Raw genomic sequence first — 18,789 nt, forward strand, 5'->3', positions numbered from 1 at the left:
GGAAGGAGACATCATGGCATCGGGTTTCAATCAGAAGAACAAGCAGTGCTCGCTGGCGGAGCTGGCGGCGCTGGTGCCCAACGGCGCGTCGATCGCATTGGGCGGCAGCTTCCTGCACCGCGGACCGTTCGCCTTCGTGCGCGAACTGATCCGGCAGGGCCGGCGCGACCTGGAACTGGTCAAGCAGTCGCCGGGCTACGACGTGGACATCCTGTGCCGCGCGGGCGCGCTGCGCCGCGTGCGCGCGGGCATCGTCGCCATGGAAGGGAACTTCGGCCTGGCGCCCTGGTACCGCAAGGCGGTCGAGCGGCGCGAGATCGAGCTGGAAGAACACGCCTGCGCCAGCCTCACGGCCGGCCTGCGGGCGGCGGCGTTTGGCGTGCCGTTCCAGCCTTGCGGCGGCCTGCATGGTAGCGGCCTGCCGGAGCTGAACGGCTGGAAGTGCCTGGACGATCCGTATGGCAGCGGGCAGAAGACCTGGGTGGTGCCGGCGATCCGGCCGGACTTCGCCGTGATTCATGCTTCGGAGGTGGACGCGCTGGGCAATGTGCGCGTGCACGGCACGGCGCATTGGGACCGCATCATGTCGCGCGCCGCGGGCAGCGTGCTGGTGGTGGCCGAGAAGGTGGTCGACAGCGCGGTGTTCGAGGCCAATCCGGAATCCACGCTGGTGCCGTTCTTCATGGTGCAGGCCTATGCCGTCGCGCCGCAGGGCGCATGGCCGGGATCCTGCTGGCCGGACTACGCCATCGATTATCCGGCGGTGGAAGCGTACATGGACAAACACAGCGATCTGCAGGCGCACCTGGCTGCGGCGCCCGAAGCGCGGGAGGTGCAGCATGGCTGAGCAATGGTCGGGCTTTTCGTACATCGTCACCAATCTGGCGCGCTTCATCCGGCCGGACGAGATCACTTTCAGTGGCGTGAATTCCACCCTGCCGATGCTGGCCTGCCTGCTGGCCAAGCGCGCCTACGATTGGGACTTCGTCTACATCAACGTCGCCGGCGGCGTGAACCCGCTGCCCTCGCATGTGCCGATCTCCAGTTCCGATCCGGTGCTGGCCGAGCGCACCGCGTCGATCTTCTCCAACGAAGACTTCTACGATCTGTGCACGCGCGGCCGCATGGACCTGACCTTCCTGGGCGCGGCGCAGATCGACGGCGAAGGCTGCGCCAACAATTCCTGCATCGGCGACTGGCACGAGCCCAAGGTGCGTTTGCCGGGCGGCGGGGGCGGCGCGGTGATGCTGCCCACCGCCAGGCGCGCCTGCACCTGGCGCACCGAGCACTCGCGGCGCACCTTCGTGCCCAAGCTGGACTTCATGACGTCCTGGGGCGGATTTCATGGCGTGGTCACGCCGATCGCCGTGTTCGTCAAGCGCGACGGACGGCTGGCTTTGCAGTCATGGCACCCGGAATCCAGCCTGTCTGAAGTGCGCGAGCGCACGGGTTTCGAATTCGACGCCAGCGGCGCCGAGCCGTCCGCGCTGCCGACGGCGGCCGAGATGCGCGCCTTGCGCGAGCTGGATCCCGATGGGCAGTTTGAACGCGACGCTGCCGTCGCGCTGCGCTAGGAGCTTGCCATGACGCTTGTCGACGCCACCTTGGTGGCTGCCTTCGCGCGCCTGTGGGCCCTGCCGCAATGGGCCGAACGGCCGGCTATCCTGACCGCGGACGGCATGCTGACGTATGCCGGCCTGCGCCAGGAGGTCGGGCGCATCGCGGGCGGCCTGCGCGCCGCCGGGGTGCGGCGCGGCAGTCATGTGGCCATCGCGATGGAGCGGTCGCAGGCCCAGGTGCTGGCGATCCTGGGCGTGATGGCGGCGGGCGCCTGCCCATGTCCGTTGGAGCCGCGCCTGTCGGATGCCGAGACTGCCAGGCGCGTGGCGGCGGTGGGGCTGGGCTGGATACTGCACGATGCGGCGAACGCGGCGACGGCCCGTGCCAGCGGCTTGGCGCCGCAATGCCTGCTGGACGCCGCTGCCGTGGCCCAAGGCCCGCTGGACTGGACGGGCAGCGGCGAGGCCGCGCCCGGCGACGCGGGCCTGCTGCTGTTCACCTCCGGCAGCACCGGCAATCCCAAGGGCGTGCTGTTGAGCCACCGCGGGCTGACGAACAATGCGCGCGGGGTGCTGGCGCACACCGGCTTGACGCCGGCAGACCGGCTCTTGCACGTGATGCCGCTGCATCACACCAATGCGCTCAACAACCAGATTTTCGCGCCGCTGCTGGCGGGGGCCTGCGTGGCGCTGGCGGGGCGCTTCCGGGCCGAAGACATGCCGGGCTTGCTGCGTGAGTTCCGGCCCAGCCTGATCACGGGCGTGCCGACCATGTACGCGCGCATGCTGGAACTGGAGTTCGATCCGGCCAGCCTGGCTGCGTTGCGCTTTGCGCGCTGCGGCTCGGCGCCGATCACCGAAGCGCTGCACCGGCGCATCGAAGCCTTCCTGGGCTGCCCGCTGGTGGTGTCCTATGGCCTGTCGGAAGCCACTTGCACCTCGACCATGAACCCGCCTGCCGCGCGCCGCGTGGGGTCTGTGGGTACCGTGCTGGCCGGCCAGAGCGTGACCTTGCGCCTGCCGGACGGCAGCGAGGCCGCGCCGGGCGGCGAAGGCGAGATCTGCATCGCGGGCGACAGCCTGATGCTGGGCTATGTGGGCGTGGACAGCGCCGACACCGGCGCGCCGCAGCTGTTGCGCACTGGGGACCTGGGGCGTTTCGACGAGCAGGGCTATCTGAGCATCACCGGCCGCATCAAGGACGTGATCATCCGCGGCGGCGAGAACATCTCGCCAGCGCTGATCGAGGGGGTGGTGACGGGCCTGCCGGGCGTGGCCGCCTGCTGCGTGGTGGGCGCGCCCGACGAGGACCTGGGCGAAGTGCCGGTGATCTTCGTGCAGCGCGCGGGCGCGGCCGCGCCGGATGCGTCCGGCATACAGGCGGAGGTGCTGGCGCGCCTGGGCCGCATCTACGTGCCGCGCGAGGTGTTGTGGATCGAGCGCCTGCCCGAGAACGCGGTGGGCAAGGTCGACCGCAAGGCGCTGGCGCGGCAGTTTGCGCCCGCCAGCCTGCGTTCATGAACCGGCGGGACGCCTCGGAATCCCGGGCGTCCCGTTGGGCTATTCGACCTTGCCGATCCGGTTGACCGCGACCTCCAGCGAGGCCGAGTCCTTCTTCCAGTACTCGTCGAAGGCCGGCGCGTCCAGGTATTGCACCGGACTGCCGGTGCCGGCGATGCGGGCCTGGACCTCGGGGTTGGTGGCGACGTCCTTGACTGCCTGGCGCAGCTTCTCCACGACAGCCGGCGGCGTGCCGGCCAGGGCGAATACGCCCGACCACTGCACGAAGGTGATGTCATAGCCTTGCGATTTGAAGGACGGCACGTCCGGCAGGCTGTCGAGCTTGCCGTCGCCCCAATGCGCCAGCGCCTTGACGCGCCCCGCCTGGATCAGCTGCATGACGCTGGACGGCCCGGTGGCAAGGGCATCGACCTGGCCGCCCACCAGCGCCTGCACCGCGGGGCCGGCGCCGGTGAAGGGCACGTGCATCATCTTGATGCCAGCGGCGTTCTGCAGCATTTCCATCGGCACGTGCATGGTGCCGTAGATGCCGGAAGAGCCGTAGCTGAACTTGCCGGACTGCTTCTTCGCCGCGTCGACGAATTCCTGCAGCGTCTTGTACGGCGCGTCGGCGCGCACCACCAGCACGGTCGGATCGGCGGTGATGCGCGCGATCGGCACGAACTGGTCCAGCTGATAGGCCGGCTTGCGTTCCAGCAGGCGGTCGGCTGCGGGCAGGATGGAAATCGACGACAGGCTCATCAGCAGCGTATAGCCGTCGGGTTTGGCGCGGCCGGCCTGGCCGATGCCGATGGCGCCGCCCGCGCCGCCCTTGTTTTCGATGACGACGGCCTGGCCCAGCTTGTCGCCCATGGCCTGGGCCAGCGGCCGCGCGATCGTGTCGGCGACGCCGCCAGGCGGGAAGGGCACCACCATGGTCACGGGGCGTTCAGGGTAGCCGGCGGCCAGCGCATTCGCGGCTCCCAGCCATAGCAAGGCAGCCGCGGCCGCCCGGTAGCAACGCAGATTCATGTCTCACTCCTTGTGCTTCTTATTGCCGAGCCGCCCCGTGTTCATTCCGGGGCTTGTCCTCAGACGAAGCGGTTTTCTATGTGGCCGATGCCGTCGATCTCCACCCGCACCACGTCGCCGTGCTTGAGGAATTGCGGCGGGTTCAGGCCCTGGCCGACGCCGGCCGGCGTGCCGGTGGCGATGACGTCGCCCGGATACAGCGTGATGCCGCGCGAGCAGGTTTCGATCAGCGTGGGGATGTCGAAGATCAGGTCTTCGGTGTTGCCGTCCTGGCGCAGCTCGCCGTTGACCCAGCAGCGCACGCGCGTCTTCTGGCCGTCCAGCTCGTCGGCCGTCACCAGCCAGGGGCCCATGGGGCAGAAGGTGTCGAAGGACTTGCCCAGGTCCCACTGCTGGTGGCGCATCTGCACGTCGCGCGCGGTAACGTCGTTGACCACCGTGTAGCCAATCACGTGGCTCATGGCCTCGGCGCGGGAAATGTTGCGGCCGCCCTTGCCGATCACCACCGCCAGCTCGGCTTCGTAGTCGATCTTGTCGGAGACGCCCACGGGCAGATGCACGTCGGCCCAGGGGCCGACCACGGTCTGCGGCACCTTGGTGAACACGATGGGCCAGGATTCGGGATTGGCGTCGTTGTCCTTGAAGACGGAGTCGCGCAGTTCTTTGGCATGGGCGTGGTAGTTGCGGCCCACGCAGAACAGGTTGCGCCGCTGCGCTGGCAGGGGCGCCTCATGCTCGACCTGGTCCCAGCGGTAGGACGAGCCGACCTTGGCCGGCAGGGCGCGGCCCTCGGCCAGCCATTCCACGGCGGTCAGCGCGCCCGCGGCCGCGAGTTCGCGCGGGAAGTCCAGGGCGGTCACGCTGCCACCGTCGTCGGACACCACGCCGATGCGGCGCTCGCCCTGGATCCGGAATACTGCAATCTTCATGCTTGCTCCCTGAGCGGTCCGGCCGCTCTTGTTTAATACCAAAAAATACCAATTGGGCGAATATCAAGGCCCAATTTCGGGAGAGGATATACCAAATAAATCAACTTTCCTAACGGAATCTCCAGGTTTTTCTTGGTTTATTGGTCTGTTTTGGTATCATCTGGCCGCTAGCTATTCTGGGACGGTCCATGGACAAAGCTTCCGCCTTGCGCGCGGTCATCATCGAGAATCTGCAATCCGGCGCCTGGCCTGCTGGCCATCGCCTGCCCACGGAACGCGCCCTGAGCGAACAATTCGGCATCAGCCGTTCAACGGTGCGCCGCACCCTGGCCGACTTGAAGAACGAAGGCCTGATTTCGCAGCGCGTGGGCAGCGGCACCTACGCCAATCCCTCCTCGGCGCTGGCGCAAACGGAAGGGCTGCTGCGCACCGAAGTGCTGTCCACCAGCCCGGCCGAACTGATGGCGGCGCGGCTGGTGCTGGAGCCGGCCATCGCGGCCCTGGTGGTGCAGCATGGCAGCCCTGCCGATTTCGCCGCGATGCAGGACGCCTGCGCGCGCGCAGAGGCCGCCGACAGCTTCGAAGCGTTCGAGATCTGGGACGCTAAATTGCACGAATTGATGGCGACGGCCACGCACAATCTCTTCATCGAAAAAGTGTTCGCGCTGATGACGGCGGCGCGCTCGCAAGCGACCTGGGGCGCCTTGAAGCGCAGGAGCCTGACGCCCGAGCGGCGCCAGGCCTATCAGGTGGAGCATCGCGAGATCGTTGATGCGCTGCATGACCGGGACGCGGAACGGGCCATGGAGGCCGTGCGGCGGCATCTGCTGCACGTGAGGGACAACCTGCTGGGCTAGGGGCTGCCGCGTCCGCAGGCTGCGGCGCGGCCGGGGCAAGATCGGCCGCCGCGGGAAGCGCGCCTCAGGGCTGCGCGCGCAGCCTGGCCAGTTCGGCGGAAAGCTCGGCCACCAGGGCTTGGGCGCGCGCCAGCGGGTCGTGGCCCTCGGGCGAGGGCTCTGCGGGCGCGTCGGGCGTCTGCAGCCGTGGCTGCACGCTTTCATGGCCCATGCTGACGTCCACGTCGAACACCAGTTGCTCGGCGCGGTGCCAGGTGGTGAACCACTCCAGGGGGCGGCCATGCTGGTCCATGCCTTGGCCTTGCAGCATGAGCAACGGCGTGCCGGCTTGCGTGTCCAGCAGTTCCGCCAGCGTCTTGTCGGCCGCCACCGCCCGGATCTGGTTGCGCCCGGCGCCGGGGCGCAGGCCGAAGCGCCGTGTCAGCACGCCGTGCAGGGATGCGTCGGCGAGATCTTCGGCGCGCAGGCCGGGTACCGCGCCGGCGGGCAGCCATGTGCGCACATAGGCCAGCGGCGCATCGGCCACATGGCGCAGGCGTTCCAGCATCAGCAATTGCGTGGTGCCGAAGAAGGCCGCCACATCGGCGGGCGGCTCGGCGCGCGCGAACGCCAGCACGCGGGTTTGCAAGGCCACGCCGGACTGCGCGAACTGCTCGTACAGGCCGGTGGATCGCTGCACCAGCCGGCGGTGTTCCTGGGGCGCCGCCACGGTGGCAGGACGCCCGGTTTCGCGCTGGATCAGGCCTTCGGTGGCCAGGGCCGCCAGCGCCTGGCGCACCACGCTGCGCGCCACGCCGAAGCGTTCGCACAGCGCGGCCTCGCTGGGCAGCACGGCGCCGGCCGCGAGCTTGTTCGTGCGGATGTATCCGCGCAGCAGGGTCGCCACCTGGGCGTGCAGCGGGATATCGCCGGAGCGATCAAGTACGGGCAATGCGTCGTGCGTGGCGGGCGCCATGGGAATCAACCTCCGGTTTGTGCCCGCGCAGTTTCCCACACATGCGTCCAGCCCGGGGCCAGATGCGCGGCGCGCTCGGCGGCCAGGATCAGGCTGTCTTCGCGGGCGATGCCGCGGCCGGCGATGTCGAAGGCGGTGCCGTGGTCCACGGACACGCGCACGACCGGCAGGCCCACCGTGATGTTGACGCCGTCGTCGCCGTAGACCGCCTTGAAGGGCGCGTGGCCCTGGTCGTGGTAACAGGCGATCACGAACTTCCACTTGCCGCGCACGGCTTGCGGGAACAGCGCGTCGGCCGGAATCGGGCCCGCGGCCAGGATGCCGGCGGCATTGGCTTCGGCCACCGCGGGCGCCAGGATGTCGGCGTCTTCGGTGCCGAAGATGCCGTTTTCGCCGGCATGCGGATTCAGGCCCGACACCGCCACCGGCTGGTCGCCGCGGCCCAGCGCCTTGGCGAAGGAACCGGCCAGGCGCAGCACCGCGCGCATGCGCGCCGGGGTCAGGTCTTCGATGGCCTGGCGCAGCGACACGTGGGTGGTGGCGTGGAAAATGTAGAGGTCGCCGGCCGACAGCACCAGCGAGAAGGTCTTGACGCCGAACTCGTGCGCCAGCAGTTCGGTATGGCCGGGCCACTTGTGGCCGGCCGCGTGCATGGCGGCCTTGTTCAGCGGGGCGGTGACGATGCCGTCGACCTCGCCGGCGCGCGCCAGGGCGCAGGCCGTGGTGACAAAGCGCACCGAGCCGTCGCCCGCGTCCGCGCTGATCTCGCCCAGCTTCACGTGGGCCAGCGACGGGCCTGCCTGCAGCACTTCGATGGTGCCGGGCGTGTTGGCGCAGTCGGCGGCGCGGTCCAGCTTGCGCACGATGGCGGGGTCGCCGCCCAGGCTGCGCACGGCGTTGGCCATCACGTCCACGTCGCCGACCACCAGCAGGCGGGCCTTCTGGCGCAGTTCGTCATGGCCCATCAGCATCTTGGCCGTGATTTCCGGCCCGATGCCCGCCACGTCGCCCAGGGTTACGGCCAGCAGGGGCAGCTTGCCCGGTTGGGGTTGTGTCATCGCTTGAATCTCCTATCGCGGATCGCGCGCACCGCGCGAACCAGTACATCTTCGGTGCCAAAGCCGCCGGCCTTGGTCACCACGGGCAGGCCGGCGGCCGTGCCTCCGGTCAGCGTGCCCAGGGGCACGCCGCCCATCACTTCATCCACCAGCGAAATGCCGCGGGCGCCCAGCGCCACCAGCACGCTGCGCGCGCCGTCACCGCCCGTGGCGACCACGCCGGCCGCGTTGGCGCTGGCGATCAATTGCGCGGCCAGGCCGCCCAGGCGTTCCGCGACGGTCTCGGAATCCAGGCCGTCCAGCTGGCCTTCGGGCGCCAGCAGCAGCACCGTGCCGGCTTGCGCCGGCGATTGGCCATGCGCTTGCAGCAGCGGCTGGCTCCAGGCCTGCCATGCGGCGTCGTCGGCCAATTGAGCCAGCGAGGGTGTCCAGGTGTCGGCGCCCGAGGCTTGCAGGGCGGCGGCTTGCGCGCGCGCCGCGCTGTGCTGCGAGGTCACCACCACCACGACCGGCGCGGTCTGGTCGGCGCCGGCCCAAACCCGAGCCAGCGGCACGGCCAGGCCGCCCGCGCCCACGGGCAGGGCGTGCACACCCAACAAGCCGATGGCGCGCGCCAGGCGCTCCAGGTCGGCTTCGGTAGCCGCGTCGACCACCACGGTGTTGCCGGCCGCGCGGATGCGGGCCGCCAGCGCTTGCGGCGTGTCGCCTTGCTGCGCCGCCACATGGGCGCAACCCAGCAGGGTGGGGATATGGCTTTCGGTCACGGGCGTGACCGGATCTGTGGCCGCCGAGGTCTCGGTGACCGGCTTGCCGTTGACGTAGAGCACGCCTTGTTCGACGGTGCGGCCGGTGGCCGGGAAGGCCGGACAGATCACCGCAATGGTGTCCGGACCCCAAGCCTCGCGCGCCGCGTCGATCTCGGCCTTGAAGGCGCCGCGCAAGGTGGAGTCCACCTTCTTGTACAGGCGCGTGACGCCGGCCGCACGCAGGCGGCGCACGTTCTGCCAGACGGCCTCGGCCGCGTCGGCGGCCGACAGGGGACGGCTGTTGGTCGTGACCGCCAGCACTTCCACGCCGGCGGCGCCGGAACCCGACAGCGCCTCGTCGGCGCCGCCGATGGACAGATGGGTGTTCCAGCCGGCGCGCACGAACTGCACCGCCGTGTCGCCCGAACCGGTCAGGTCATCGGCGACGATGGCGATGGCGGGATTCAAAGCGCCTCTCCACGCGCTTCACGCAGGGCGGGGGCGACCGTGGGGTCGGCGTCCTCGGACTTGAGCTCGCCCGCGCGCTTGAGGAAATACGAGGCCAGCATGGGCGCCAGGATCGAGCTGATCAGCACGCAGGCGGCGACCTGGGCGGTGGCGGTCGACACGTATTGCTGGAAGTTGGGATCGGCGGCCGCTACCACTGCAGGGGTGGCAATGGCGTTGCCGGCGGTGGTGCCAGCGGCGAAGCCCAGGCCGCTCTTGCCGCCGCGGCGCAGGATGTAGCGATAGCCCAGATAGACCAGGCCGCCGGTGATGGGGCTGATGATCAGGCCCAGGATCAGGCCGCTGACGCCGCCGGAAACCACGGCGCCCAGGTTGATGCCGGTGCCCAGGGCGAAGGCGAAGAACGGGATGACGATGTTGGGCACGGGCTTAAGCACGTCGCGCCACTTGGGGTCCAGGTTGCCGACCACCACGCCGAGCAGGAACGGCACCAGCGCCGCCACCAGGGCGATCATGGGGATGTCGGCCAGGCCCGAGGCGCCCAGGAATAGCAGGCTGAAGAAGGGGCCGTCATTGACCGCGCTGGCCACATAGGCGCCGCGGTCGCGGGCATCGCCGTACTGGCCGGTATAGGCCAGCCACAGGCCGCCGTTGCTGTTGTCGAAGGCGGCCAGCAGCGCCAGGATGGACACGCCCAGCACGCCGTCCAGGCCGACGTAGCTGCCCAGAATGATGATGAGGGTGGCGGGCACCAGGGTCTTCATCAACAGGATGGTGCCGGCGGTGGCCAGGATCGGGCCACCGGTGCGCGCATTGACCTGCGTGCCGGTGGCGAAGATCAGCAGCGCGATCAGGGGCAGGGCGCTGTTCTTGAACAGCGCCGTGGTGAAGCCGCCGATCGCCAACGCGTCGGGAGCGAAGGTGCCGATCAAGGAACCCAGGATCAGCGGCACCAGCATCAATCCACCGGGGATTTTCTGCATCGTGCCAAAAAAGGGCGAGCGGGAAGTTTCGGTCGACACTATCGGAGTCTCCAAGACGGTTTTTATGGGTTGCAGACGTTCGAGCGCGCGTCTGTCACACGGTTGATCAGGGATGAAAAACCGTAGTGTACACCTGTACGTACAGCATGTACGTACAGGTTGCCGGACCCGGAGGCAGTTCCGATTTTAGAAGCGGTAGGCGCCGCTCAGCATGACGGTGCGGCGTGCGCCATAGAAGCAGTCGCCGCGATCCAGGCAGACCACCTCATAAGTGCGGTCCGCGATGTTGTTCACGTTCAGCGCATAGCGCCAGGGACCGTTGTCGTAGCTGAGCATGGCGTCGAACAGCGTGACCGCCGGCGTTTCCGGAGCGCCGCCGTCGCGGAAGGCCGACAGGTAGCGCACGCCCGCGCCCACCGCGAAGCCGGGCTGGCCGGCCAGCGCGAAGCGGTACTTGCCCCACATGGAGGCCATGTGCTTGGGCTGGGCCTCAAGCTGCGGGTCCAGGTCGGTGTAGATGTAGTTGGCGATGACGTCCAGTTCCTTGGTGACGCGGCCGCGCAGCTCCAGCTCCACGCCGCGCGTGCGGGTCTTGCCGGCCTGGATCTGGTTGTTCGGATTGTCCGGGTCGTTGGTCTGGCGGTTCTTCTCGCGCAGGTCGTAGGCGGCCGCGGTGAATTCGATGTCGGCGTCCTTCGGCATGTACTTGATGCCGGCCTCCACCTGCTTGCCGCGCATGGGTTTCCAGCGCTGGTTGTAGAAGTCGGCGCCGGCGATGGGCGTGAACGACTCGCTGTAGCTGAGATAGGGCGACCAGCCGTTGTCCGCGGCATACATCAGGCCGAAGCGCTTGGTGGTGGCCATGTCGGTTTCCCGGTCCTGGCCTTCGGTGGTGCTGTCGGCGCGGTCGCGGCGGATGCCGGCGAGGAAGATCCAGTTCTTGTCGAACTTGATCTGGTCCTGCGCGTAGAAGCCGATCTGCTGCTGATTGATCTTGGGGGTGTCCGACAGTTCGTACTCGGGCGCGTTGCCGTATACGGGGTGGTACAGGTTCAACGGCGAACCCGCGCCGCTGGCCGTCTGGCTGGTCTCGCGGTAGCGCGAATAGTCCATGCCGAAGATCACCGTGTGTTCCGTGCGGCCCCAGTTCAGCTTGCCTTCCAGGTTCTGGTCCGCCAGCAGCGTGCGCATGCGCGGCTTGTTGACATAGAAAATGCGGTCGACGGTGGTCTGTTCCGGATCGATGTAGGAATCGCCGCGGCGCGCGCCGTAGACGTTGGGATAGAGCGTCTTGTAGTCGACGCTGCTGACCGTATTGCGGAAGTTCTGGCGCACTTTCCAGGTGTCGTTGAATTGATGCTCGAACAGCCAGCCCACGCTGAACTGCTCGGTGTCATAGGCGTCGAAACCGGGCTCGCTGGCGAAGCGCCGGGTGGGGATGCGGCCGTTGGGATTTTCCTGCACCGAGCCGCTCCACGGCAGGAAGGACTGCGTGGTGCCCGCGCGGTCCTTCTGCCAGGTGGCCTGCAGCGTCAGCGAGGTGGCTGCGCTGGGGCGCCAGGTGAGGGACGGCGCCAGCATCAGCCGGTCGTCCGGCGCGTATTGAACTTGGGTATCGCTGTCGCGTCCCACGGCGATGACGCGGTACAGCCATTGGCCGTCCTCGCTGGCCGGGCCCGTGAGGTCGGCCTGGATCTCGCGCCGGTTGTGGTTGCCCAGCACCACGCCGATTTCGCGTTGCGTTTCCTCCAGCGGGCGCTTGCTGACCAGGTTGACGATGCCGCCCGTGCTGCCCTGTCCGTACAGCATGGAGGAGGGGCCGCGCAGCACTTCCACGCGCTCCATCGCATAGACCTCGGTGCGCGGGTTGTTGAAACTGAAATACTGGCGCAGGCCGTCCAGGTACTGCACCGGCTCCACGCCGCGGATGCGCACGTAGTCGGCGCGGTTGTCCACGCCATAGGCGTTGGGGCGCACGCCTGCCGCGTAGTTCATGGTGTCCTGGATGTTCTGCGCGCCCTGGTCCACGATCTGTTCACGCGGGATCACGGTGATGGCCTGCGGCGTTTCGGACAAGGGCGTGTCGGTCTTGGTCGCGGTGGCGCTGCGCGTGGCGACATAGCCTTCTACCGGGCCGGTCGCGGTTTCGCCGGTGCCGGTGACCTGCACGGCGGGCAGGATGGTGGCCGGCTCGCCGGATGCGGCGGGCTGGGCCTGCGCTGCGCCGCCCATGCAGGCGGCAAGCGCGGCGGCGACAGGCAACAGGACCAGCGGCCGCGCGCGCCGGGCGGCGGGATCAGGGTGGTGTTTCAACGGATTTCCCCCTCGGCCTGAATTCGGCCGATTCTGGATGCAAATGACAACGATAACTATTATTAATTTACTGCATCGAGAATGTCAGGAAATCCGCGGCCCGCAGATGTAAAAAAGCCGTGCAAAGCTTGCCGGGCGGTAAGGCCGACGACGAAAAGCGCCGTCCTATCAGTGGCTTGGCGACGTTTGGGGCAGGGGCGCGGGAGCCGCGCGCCTGTTGGCGAGGCGCTACAGAACGGCTCAGGCGTGGCGCGGCCGGCGGGTGCCGCCGTCGCGTCGGCTGGCCTTTTCCGAGACGATGTTGCCCTCGGCCATGCGGCGGCCGCGCTGTTCGATGCGGCCCAGAAGGTCGCGCAGCAAGGCGACCTCGTCGGCGCTCAGGTCCTGCACCAGCAGGTCGTTCAGGTGCGAGACTTCGGGCAGCAAGGCGTCGTACAGGGTGCAGCCTTCTACCGTGGCTTCCACACGCACCACGCGGCGGTCGGCGCTGTCGTGCAGGCGGCGCAGCCAGCCTTTTTCGCATAGCGCGCCCAGGGTGCGCGAGGTACGCGCCAGATCCAGTTTTGCAGCGGCCGCCAGTTCAGCCGAACTCATGATGCCGCCCTCGATGGCACAGGCCAGTACTCGCCATTCGCGCCGCGTGATGCCGAAGCGTCCTTCGCACAGGCGCAGGAATACCGGATTCGATTGCGACCATGCCTGGTACAGCCGGTACATCAGCATGTCCGAAAGCTGGCGTTGTCCGGACGCGGGATCGGTCGGCATGGCTTTTCCTCCTGGTGGCGTTGCAGTTCGCGCTGCATATCGTTATGGGAAGTCCTGGATTAGATCAACAAATATGCGCGTTGCTAAATTCAATTTCCCTATTTGGGTATCGGCCAGGCAGTGACAACCATCATCGACAGCGGGCCGCTGTCTCCAGGAGTTGACCATGCGTAAATGGATATCGGGCGCTGCCGCGGCGGCAATACTTGTGGGGGCCGCGCCGCTGGCCGGTGCGCAGCAGGCCCCGCTGGACGGGACCTTGACGGTGGTGGTGGGCTATCCGCCAGGCGGTAGTTCGGACCGCATTGCGCGGCTGGTCGCGGACCGGCTCAAGGACCGGGTGGGCGTACCCGTGGTGGTCGAAAACAGGACCGGAGCGGGCGGCCGCATCGCGGCGCAAGCCCTGCATGCGGCGCCGGCCGGCCAGAACGTGCTGATGCTGGCGAACCCGGCCGTGATGGTGGTGGCGCCGCTGGTCTATGCCCAACCCGGCTATGACGCGCAGCGCGACTTCAAGCCCGTGTCGCTGGTCAGCAGCTACAAGTTTGCGATGGCGGTGGCGGCGAATTCGCCGATCCAGGACCTGGCCGGCCTGCGGCAGTGGCTGAAGGCGAACCCGAAGCAGTTCGCCGTGGGCGTGCCGGCCACCGGCAGCCTGCCGCACTTCTTCGCGCTGATGCTGGGGCGCGAAATCGGCCTGGAGCCCGAAGTCGTGGGCTACCGCGGATCGAGTCCGCTGATCTCCGAGCTGATAGGCGGCATCCTGCCGCAAGGCATAGACACGCTGGATACGTTGCTGCCGCAGCACCGCGCCGGCAAGATCCGCATCCTCGCCGTGTCTGGCGAGGCGCGCGATACCGAACTCAAGGACGTGCCCACCTTCAAGGAAGGCGGGGTGAACCTCGCGGCCGACGGCTGGAACGCCTTCTTCGCGCCGGCAGCGATGCCGCAGGCCAAGGCCGACAGACTGGGCGCGGAAATCGCGGCGGTGTTGCGCGAGCCCGCCATGCAGGAGGCCGTGCGTGCCGCGTACCTGGAGCCGGTGTCGCTGGACGCGCGCGGCACGGCCGACGCCCTGGCCGCCTACCGCAAGCAGTGGGAGCCCGTGGTGCGCGCATCCGGCTTCACGGCCACGCAATAGGAGGGCGGCGATGAGCGATGTACAGAACGTGCTGTTCATCATGGCCGACCAGCTGCGGGCGGACCACCTGAGCTGTTATGGCCATCCCTACCTGCAGACGCCCAGCCTGGATGCGCTGGCGGCGCGCGGCGTGCGCTTTGACCGCGCCTTCGTGAACTCGGGCGTGTGCGGACCTTCGCGCATGAGCTACTACACCGGCCGCTATCCCTCCAGCCATGGCGCCACCTGGAACCGCGTGCCGCTGTCGGTCAACGAAATCACGCTGGGCGAATACCTGGCGGGGCAGGGCCGCGAACTGGCGCTGGCCGGCAAGACCCACATCATCCCCGACAAGGCCGGCATGGAGCGGCTGTCGATCGATGGTTCCTCGGAGCTGGGCGCGCTGCTAGGACGCGGCGGCTTCACCGAACTGGACCGCTACGACGGCCACCACACGCCGGGCGACGAAAGCGGCTATCCCGCCTTTCTTCGGCGCCACGGCTACGACAGCGCAGACCCCTGGACCGATTACGTGATCGCCGCGGTGGACGCAGCGGGCCAGGCGGTCAGCGGCTGGAACATGCGCAATGCGCACTTGCCCGCGCGCGTGGCCGAGCCGCATTCCGAGACCGCCTACATGACGGACCAGGCGCTGGATTTCATGAAGCGGCGCGGCAGCCAGCCCTGGGTGCTGCACCTGAGCTATGTGAAGCCGCATTGGCCCTACATGGCGCCGGATCCCTACCACAAGCGCTACACCCCGGACCAATGCCTGCCGGTGCGGCGCAACCGGGAAGAACTGGAGAACGCGCATCCGGTGGTGGCGGCCTACCGGCAGCACGAAGAGAGCGTCAGCTTTTCCTCGGACGAGTGCGTGCGCGTGGTGCGTCCGGCCTACCAGGGCCTGATCCGGCAACTGGACGATCATCTGGGCCGGCTGTTCGACTACATGGAAGGCGCGGGCCTGATGAAGAACACGCTCATCGTGTTCACCGCGGACCACGGCGATTTCCTTGGCGACCATTGGCTGGGCGAAAAGGAACTGTTCTACGACACTGTGCAGCGCGTACCCTTCATCGTCATGGACCCGTCGGCCGCGGCCGACGCCACGCGCGGCCGCGCGCTGGACGACATGGTGGAAAGCGTGGACCTGGCGCCCACGGTGCTGCGCGCGCTGGGCAAGTCCGGTCCCGGCCATCGGCTGGAGGGCCGCGAATTGCAGGCCTTGCTGCACGGCCGCGATGCCGCCACGCCCTGGCGTGATTGCGTGTACTCGGAGCTGGACTACAGCTTCCGCCAGGCTCGCCTGTTGTGCGGCAAGACGCCGCAGAACGCGCGCGCGTGGTCGGTGCGCACGGACCGCTGGCGCTACGTGTACTGGCTGGACGAGCGCGAGCAGCTCTTCGACCTGCACGCCGATCCCGAGGAGTTCCAGGACCTGGGCGCAAGCAGCGCGCATGCGCAAACGCGCCAGGCGCTGCGCCAGCGGCTGCTGGAATGGATGCTGCGCGGCAAGCGCCGCACCACCATCAGCGACGAGGCCGTGGAGAAGGGGACCAACGCCCACAAGCGGGCAGGAGTGTATTTCGGGCAGTGGTAGCCGGACCCGGAGACAGCCGCCGGCCCGCGTCCGTTGCGGGCCGGCGGGTCTTCAGGCTTAACCCGGCTGCCGGGCTTGCGCCTGAGCGGCTTCCTGCGCCGCCGGTTTCAGCTCGCGGCGCAGGATCTTGCCGACGTTGGTGCGCGGCAGGTCGTCGCGGAACTCGATGTAGCGCGGCACCTTGTAGCCCGTCAGCTGCTTGCGGCAATGCGCGATCAGGGTCTCGGCGTCCAGCGCCGGGTCCTTGCGGATCACATACAGCTTCACGGCCTCGCCCGAGCGCTCGTCGGGCACGCCCACCGCCGCCACTTCACGCACGCCGGGATGCAGGGCGGCCACGTCCTCGACCTCGTTGGGATAGACGTTGAAGCCGGACACCAGGATCATGTCCTTCTTGCGGTCCACCAGGAACACGTAGCCCTTTTCGTCCACGTAGCCCACGTCTCCGGTACGCAGGAATCCGTCCGCATACAGCACCAGCGCGGTTTCGTCGGGCCGCTGCCAGTAGCCCTGCGTGACCTGGGGGCCGCGTACGCAGATCTCGCCGGTCTCGCCCACGCCCAGTTCCCGGCCCGCGTCGTCGCGGATGGAAATGTCGGTGGATGGCACGGGCAGGCCGATCGAGCCGGTGAACTCCTGCACATCCAGCGGATTGATCGTGACCGCGGGCGAGGTCTCGGTCAGGCCATAGGCCTGCGCCAGCGAGCGGCCGGTGACGGCGCGCCAGCGGTCGGCCACCGAGCGCTGCACCGCCATGCCGCCGCCCATGGTCAGGCGCAGCCGCGAGAAATCCAGGCGCGCGAAATCCGGATTGTTGAGCAAGGCGTTGAACAGCGTATTTACGCCCGTGAAGGCCGAGAACGGCACCTTGCGCATTTCCTTGACCAGCCCGGGAATGTCGCGCGGGTTGATGATGAGCAGGTTGCTGGCGCCCATCTTCATGAAGGTCAGGCAGTTCGCCGTCAGCGCGAAGATGTGATACAGCGGCAGCGCCGTTACGATGCATTCCTCGCCTTCGGTCACCAGCGGCCGGACCCAGGCATAGGCCTGGCTCAGGTTGGCGACCAGGTTGCCGTGGGTGAGCATGGCGGCCTTGGCCACGCCGGTGGTGCCGCCGGTGTATTGCAGGCAGGCCAGGTCGCGCTGGTCCAGCTTCACTTCGTCAAAGGGCGCGCTGCTTCCGGCGCGCAGCGCAGCGCCCAGCCGCAAGGCGCCGGGCAGGGACCACGGGGGCACCATGCGCTTGACGCGGCGGACCACGAAATCCACCAGGCGGCCCTTGAACGGCCCCAGCAGCTCGCCGATGGACGTCACCACCACCCGTTCTATCGCGGTGCCTTCCAGGGCCTTTTGCACGGTGGCGGCGAAGTTGTCGGCGACCACGATGACGCGCGCGCCCGAATCGGCCAGCTGGTGCTGGAGTTCATGCGGGGTATAGAGCGGGTTGCAGTTGACCACCACGCAGCCGGCGCGCAAGGCGCCGAACAGGCATACGGGGTACTGCAGCAGGTTGGGCATCATGAGCGCGACGCGGTCGCCGGGGCCCAGGCCGTTGGCGTGCAGCCAGGCCGCGAAGTCGCGCGTCAAGCGGTCGAGCTCGGCATAGCTGAGCGACTTGCCCATGCTGATGTACGAGGTCTTGCCGGCGTAGCGCTCGCAACTGTCGCGCACCACCGATACCAGCGTGGTCACGCCGTCCATCTCGATGTCCGCGGGTACGCCCGCGGGATAGCTTTTCTGCCAGATTCGTTCCATGTGCCGGATTTCCGTGTGGGGCCTGTACAGCAAGAGAGCCTTGGGCCCTAGCCGCCCAGCAGGGCTTTTTTCAGGGAGGCTTGCGCGGGTTTGTCGCCCAGCCAGACCCGCAGCAGGGCGCGCGCAAACGCGGGGCTGTCGATGCGTCCGCGCAGTTTGCCGTTATCGGTGACCGCAACGCCGCGGGCGTCGAAATCCAGGTCGACCACGTCGCCTTCGCGCACCGCGCCGATTTCCGCCATCAGGGCGGACAGGCGGGCGGCCGGCGCCTTCAACTCGGCCAGCTCCTGCGCGGACGTATTGTCGCGCAATCCGTCCTGCAGGGCCTCGTCCAGGCTTTTGCTGTCGACGTTGCGCAGCAGCAAGAGGCGCATGCGGCGCGGTTCGTCGCTATTGACCAGCGCGGCCGCGTCGCCGCTTTGCGCGGCGGTGTACAACGCGGCCACGTAGACCTTGACCACGAACTTGGTGCGCACGCCGGCGCCATTGAGCACCAGGGCGCGGCCGCCTTCCGACAGGCTGTCCGGCACGCGCACGCCAGCCACTTCGACGTCGGCGGACTGCGCGGGGGCGCCGGCCAGGCAGGCGGCAAGCATGAGGCTCAGGGCGGCGATTCGCCCTCCGGGGATGCGACGCATGATTCTCCTCCAGTGTTCTTCTGCTTGTAGAACTTCTTGTCTGCGATATAGATCGTGCGTTCCACGACGGCGTAGACCACGCCGTCGCGGTCCTTGAGTTCCACCGTATAAGTCCGGGTGGTTTCATGGTCGCGCGCGAGGATCGCGCGGATTTCCGCGATCTCGTCGGGCGGGAGCCGGAAGTCCACATACAGCGTGGCGTACGCCGGCTTGCGGTAGCGTATGGTGGCCGCCTTGTCCCACACGATGTGGTCCGCACCCAGCGCGGACATCAGCATCGTGGGGTGGGCGCCGTCGGTCACCGCGAACAGCGAGCCGCCGTACATCGAGCCGACGATATTGCGCGTGCGCCGCAGCAGCGGCAGCTTGATGCGGATATGGTGGAAGTCCGCGGACACATGCACCACTTTGCCGCCGGTGGCGCGGAACGCCGGATGCAGATTGAAGCCCACCCGCATCAGGCGCGCCCGCCATGTCGGCGACAAGTTCTTGAACCAATAGGGCTTCATGT

Annotated in this window: 17 protein-coding genes; 6 read left to right on the forward strand and 11 right to left on the reverse strand. The window is 68.1% G+C overall.

Annotated elements, in window-relative coordinates:
- The first annotated feature begins 13 nt into the window (after positions 1-13).
- Genes NGK62_RS31345 through NGK62_RS31355 form a run of 3 tightly spaced genes read left to right on the forward strand, consistent with a single transcriptional unit; the run spans position 14 to position 3,080 of the window.
- Positions 14-847 carry a CoA transferase subunit A gene (locus tag NGK62_RS31345; protein ID WP_251881992.1) on the forward strand — a complete coding sequence of 278 codons (834 nt, stop codon included), beginning with the start codon at positions 14-16 and terminating at the stop codon, positions 845-847.
- A complete protein-coding gene (locus tag NGK62_RS31350; RefSeq protein ID WP_118933691.1) occupies positions 840-1,574 on the forward strand; it encodes a CoA-transferase subunit beta in 735 nt (244 codons plus the stop codon). The genes NGK62_RS31345 and NGK62_RS31350 overlap by 8 nt, the downstream gene beginning before the upstream one ends.
- 9 nt (positions 1,575-1,583) lie before the next feature.
- Entirely contained in the window at positions 1,584-3,080 is a 1,497-nt protein-coding gene (locus NGK62_RS31355) for a class I adenylate-forming enzyme family protein (RefSeq protein ID WP_251881994.1), read from the forward strand.
- A gap of 39 nt (positions 3,081-3,119) precedes the next feature.
- Here the strand turns inward: NGK62_RS31355 and NGK62_RS31360 are convergent, their stop codons facing one another.
- Complete coding sequence (locus tag NGK62_RS31360) at positions 3,120-4,091, reverse strand: tripartite tricarboxylate transporter substrate binding protein (protein WP_251881996.1); 972 nt, start codon at positions 4,089-4,091, stop codon at positions 3,120-3,122.
- Between the two features lie 59 nt (positions 4,092-4,150).
- On the reverse strand, positions 4,151-5,020 hold the full coding sequence (locus NGK62_RS31365; RefSeq protein ID WP_059372132.1) for a fumarylacetoacetate hydrolase family protein: 870 nt from the start codon (positions 5,018-5,020) through the stop codon (positions 4,151-4,153).
- 188 nt (positions 5,021-5,208) lie between these two features.
- Between NGK62_RS31365 and NGK62_RS31370 the strand changes: the two genes are divergently transcribed.
- Positions 5,209-5,877, forward strand: coding sequence for a FadR/GntR family transcriptional regulator (locus tag NGK62_RS31370; RefSeq protein ID WP_059372134.1), 669 nt, complete (start codon positions 5,209-5,211; stop codon positions 5,875-5,877).
- Positions 5,878-5,941: 64 nt separating this feature from the next.
- Here NGK62_RS31370 and NGK62_RS31375 read toward each other — a convergent pair whose 3' ends face one another.
- The 6 genes from NGK62_RS31375 to NGK62_RS31400 all read right to left on the reverse strand — a co-directional run bounded on the left by NGK62_RS31375 (position 5,942) and on the right by NGK62_RS31400 (position 13,165).
- Entirely contained in the window at positions 5,942-6,832 is an 891-nt protein-coding gene (locus NGK62_RS31375; protein WP_251881998.1) for a GntR family transcriptional regulator, read from the reverse strand.
- A 5-nt stretch (positions 6,833-6,837) separates the two neighbouring features.
- Positions 6,838-7,890, reverse strand: coding sequence for a 4-hydroxythreonine-4-phosphate dehydrogenase PdxA (pdxA, locus tag NGK62_RS31380; protein ID WP_059372138.1), 1,053 nt, complete (start codon positions 7,888-7,890; stop codon positions 6,838-6,840).
- Positions 7,887-9,104, reverse strand: coding sequence for a D-threonate kinase (gene dtnK / locus NGK62_RS31385; RefSeq protein WP_251882000.1), 1,218 nt, complete (start codon positions 9,102-9,104; stop codon positions 7,887-7,889). Before dtnK ends, pdxA begins: the two co-directional genes overlap by 4 nt.
- Positions 9,101-10,126 carry a 2-keto-3-deoxygluconate permease gene (locus NGK62_RS31390; RefSeq protein WP_082400881.1) on the reverse strand — a complete coding sequence of 342 codons (1,026 nt, stop codon included), beginning with the start codon at positions 10,124-10,126 and terminating at the stop codon, positions 9,101-9,103. Before NGK62_RS31390 ends, dtnK begins: the two co-directional genes overlap by 4 nt.
- 147 nt (positions 10,127-10,273) lie before the next feature.
- Positions 10,274-12,319, reverse strand: a complete 2,046-nt coding sequence (locus NGK62_RS31395; protein WP_223283453.1) for a TonB-dependent siderophore receptor — start codon at positions 12,317-12,319, stop codon at positions 10,274-10,276.
- 321 nt (positions 12,320-12,640) lie between these two features.
- Entirely contained in the window at positions 12,641-13,165 is a 525-nt protein-coding gene (locus NGK62_RS31400; RefSeq protein ID WP_059372141.1) for a MarR family winged helix-turn-helix transcriptional regulator, read from the reverse strand.
- Positions 13,166-13,331: 166 nt separating this feature from the next.
- On the opposite strand from NGK62_RS31400, the gene NGK62_RS31405 reads away from it, so the two are divergent.
- The gene (locus NGK62_RS31405) at positions 13,332-14,306 is read left to right on the forward strand and encodes a Bug family tripartite tricarboxylate transporter substrate binding protein (RefSeq protein ID WP_251882002.1); all 975 of its coding nucleotides are present in this window, start codon (positions 13,332-13,334) and stop codon (positions 14,304-14,306) included.
- Between the two features lie 10 nt (positions 14,307-14,316).
- Complete coding sequence (locus tag NGK62_RS31410; protein WP_059372145.1) at positions 14,317-15,885, forward strand: sulfatase-like hydrolase/transferase; 1,569 nt, start codon at positions 14,317-14,319, stop codon at positions 15,883-15,885.
- A gap of 57 nt (positions 15,886-15,942) precedes the next feature.
- Here the strand turns inward: NGK62_RS31410 and NGK62_RS31415 are convergent, their stop codons facing one another.
- Genes NGK62_RS31415 through NGK62_RS31425 form a run of 3 tightly spaced genes read right to left on the reverse strand, consistent with a single transcriptional unit; the run spans position 15,943 to position 18,787 of the window.
- Positions 15,943-17,640, reverse strand: coding sequence for an AMP-binding protein (locus tag NGK62_RS31415; RefSeq protein ID WP_118933698.1), 1,698 nt, complete (start codon positions 17,638-17,640; stop codon positions 15,943-15,945).
- A 47-nt stretch (positions 17,641-17,687) separates the two neighbouring features.
- Positions 17,688-18,278: a chalcone isomerase family protein gene (locus tag NGK62_RS31420; protein WP_251882004.1), complete on the reverse strand. Its 591-nt coding sequence runs from the start codon at positions 18,276-18,278 to the stop codon at positions 17,688-17,690.
- Entirely contained in the window at positions 18,242-18,787 is a 546-nt protein-coding gene (locus NGK62_RS31425) for a PaaI family thioesterase (RefSeq protein ID WP_059372151.1), read from the reverse strand. Before NGK62_RS31425 ends, NGK62_RS31420 begins: the two co-directional genes overlap by 37 nt.
- Between the last annotated feature and the right edge of the window lie 2 nt (positions 18,788-18,789).

Source organism: Achromobacter sp. Marseille-Q4954, from assembly GCF_943737025.1.
GTDB lineage: Bacteria > Pseudomonadota > Gammaproteobacteria > Burkholderiales > Burkholderiaceae_B > Achromobacter > Achromobacter bronchisepticus_A.

Coding starts and splice junctions, on each gene's coding strand:
- NGK62_RS31345 (WP_251881992.1), top strand. CDS start 14: ATGGCATCGGGTTTCAATCAGAAGAACAAGCAGTGCTCGCTGGCGGAG.
- NGK62_RS31350 (WP_118933691.1), top strand. CDS start 840: ATGGCTGAGCAATGGTCGGGCTTTTCGTACATCGTCACCAATCTGGCG.
- NGK62_RS31355 (WP_251881994.1), top strand. CDS start 1,584: ATGACGCTTGTCGACGCCACCTTGGTGGCTGCCTTCGCGCGCCTGTGG.
- NGK62_RS31360 (WP_251881996.1), bottom strand. CDS start 4,091: ATGAATCTGCGTTGCTACCGGGCGGCCGCGGCTGCCTTGCTATGGCTG.
- NGK62_RS31365 (WP_059372132.1), bottom strand. CDS start 5,020: ATGAAGATTGCAGTATTCCGGATCCAGGGCGAGCGCCGCATCGGCGTG.
- NGK62_RS31370 (WP_059372134.1), top strand. CDS start 5,209: ATGGACAAAGCTTCCGCCTTGCGCGCGGTCATCATCGAGAATCTGCAA.
- NGK62_RS31375 (WP_251881998.1), bottom strand. CDS start 6,832: ATGGCGCCCGCCACGCACGACGCATTGCCCGTACTTGATCGCTCCGGC.
- pdxA (WP_059372138.1), bottom strand. CDS start 7,890: ATGACACAACCCCAACCGGGCAAGCTGCCCCTGCTGGCCGTAACCCTG.
- NGK62_RS31395 (WP_223283453.1), bottom strand. CDS start 12,319: ATGGGCGGCGCAGCGCAGGCCCAGCCCGCCGCATCCGGCGAGCCGGCC.
- NGK62_RS31400 (WP_059372141.1), bottom strand. CDS start 13,165: ATGCCGACCGATCCCGCGTCCGGACAACGCCAGCTTTCGGACATGCTG.
- NGK62_RS31405 (WP_251882002.1), top strand. CDS start 13,332: ATGCGTAAATGGATATCGGGCGCTGCCGCGGCGGCAATACTTGTGGGG.
- NGK62_RS31410 (WP_059372145.1), top strand. CDS start 14,317: ATGAGCGATGTACAGAACGTGCTGTTCATCATGGCCGACCAGCTGCGG.
- NGK62_RS31415 (WP_118933698.1), bottom strand. CDS start 17,640: ATGGAACGAATCTGGCAGAAAAGCTATCCCGCGGGCGTACCCGCGGAC.
- NGK62_RS31420 (WP_251882004.1), bottom strand. CDS start 18,278: ATGCGTCGCATCCCCGGAGGGCGAATCGCCGCCCTGAGCCTCATGCTT.
- NGK62_RS31425 (WP_059372151.1), bottom strand. CDS start 18,787: ATGAAGCCCTATTGGTTCAAGAACTTGTCGCCGACATGGCGGGCGCGC.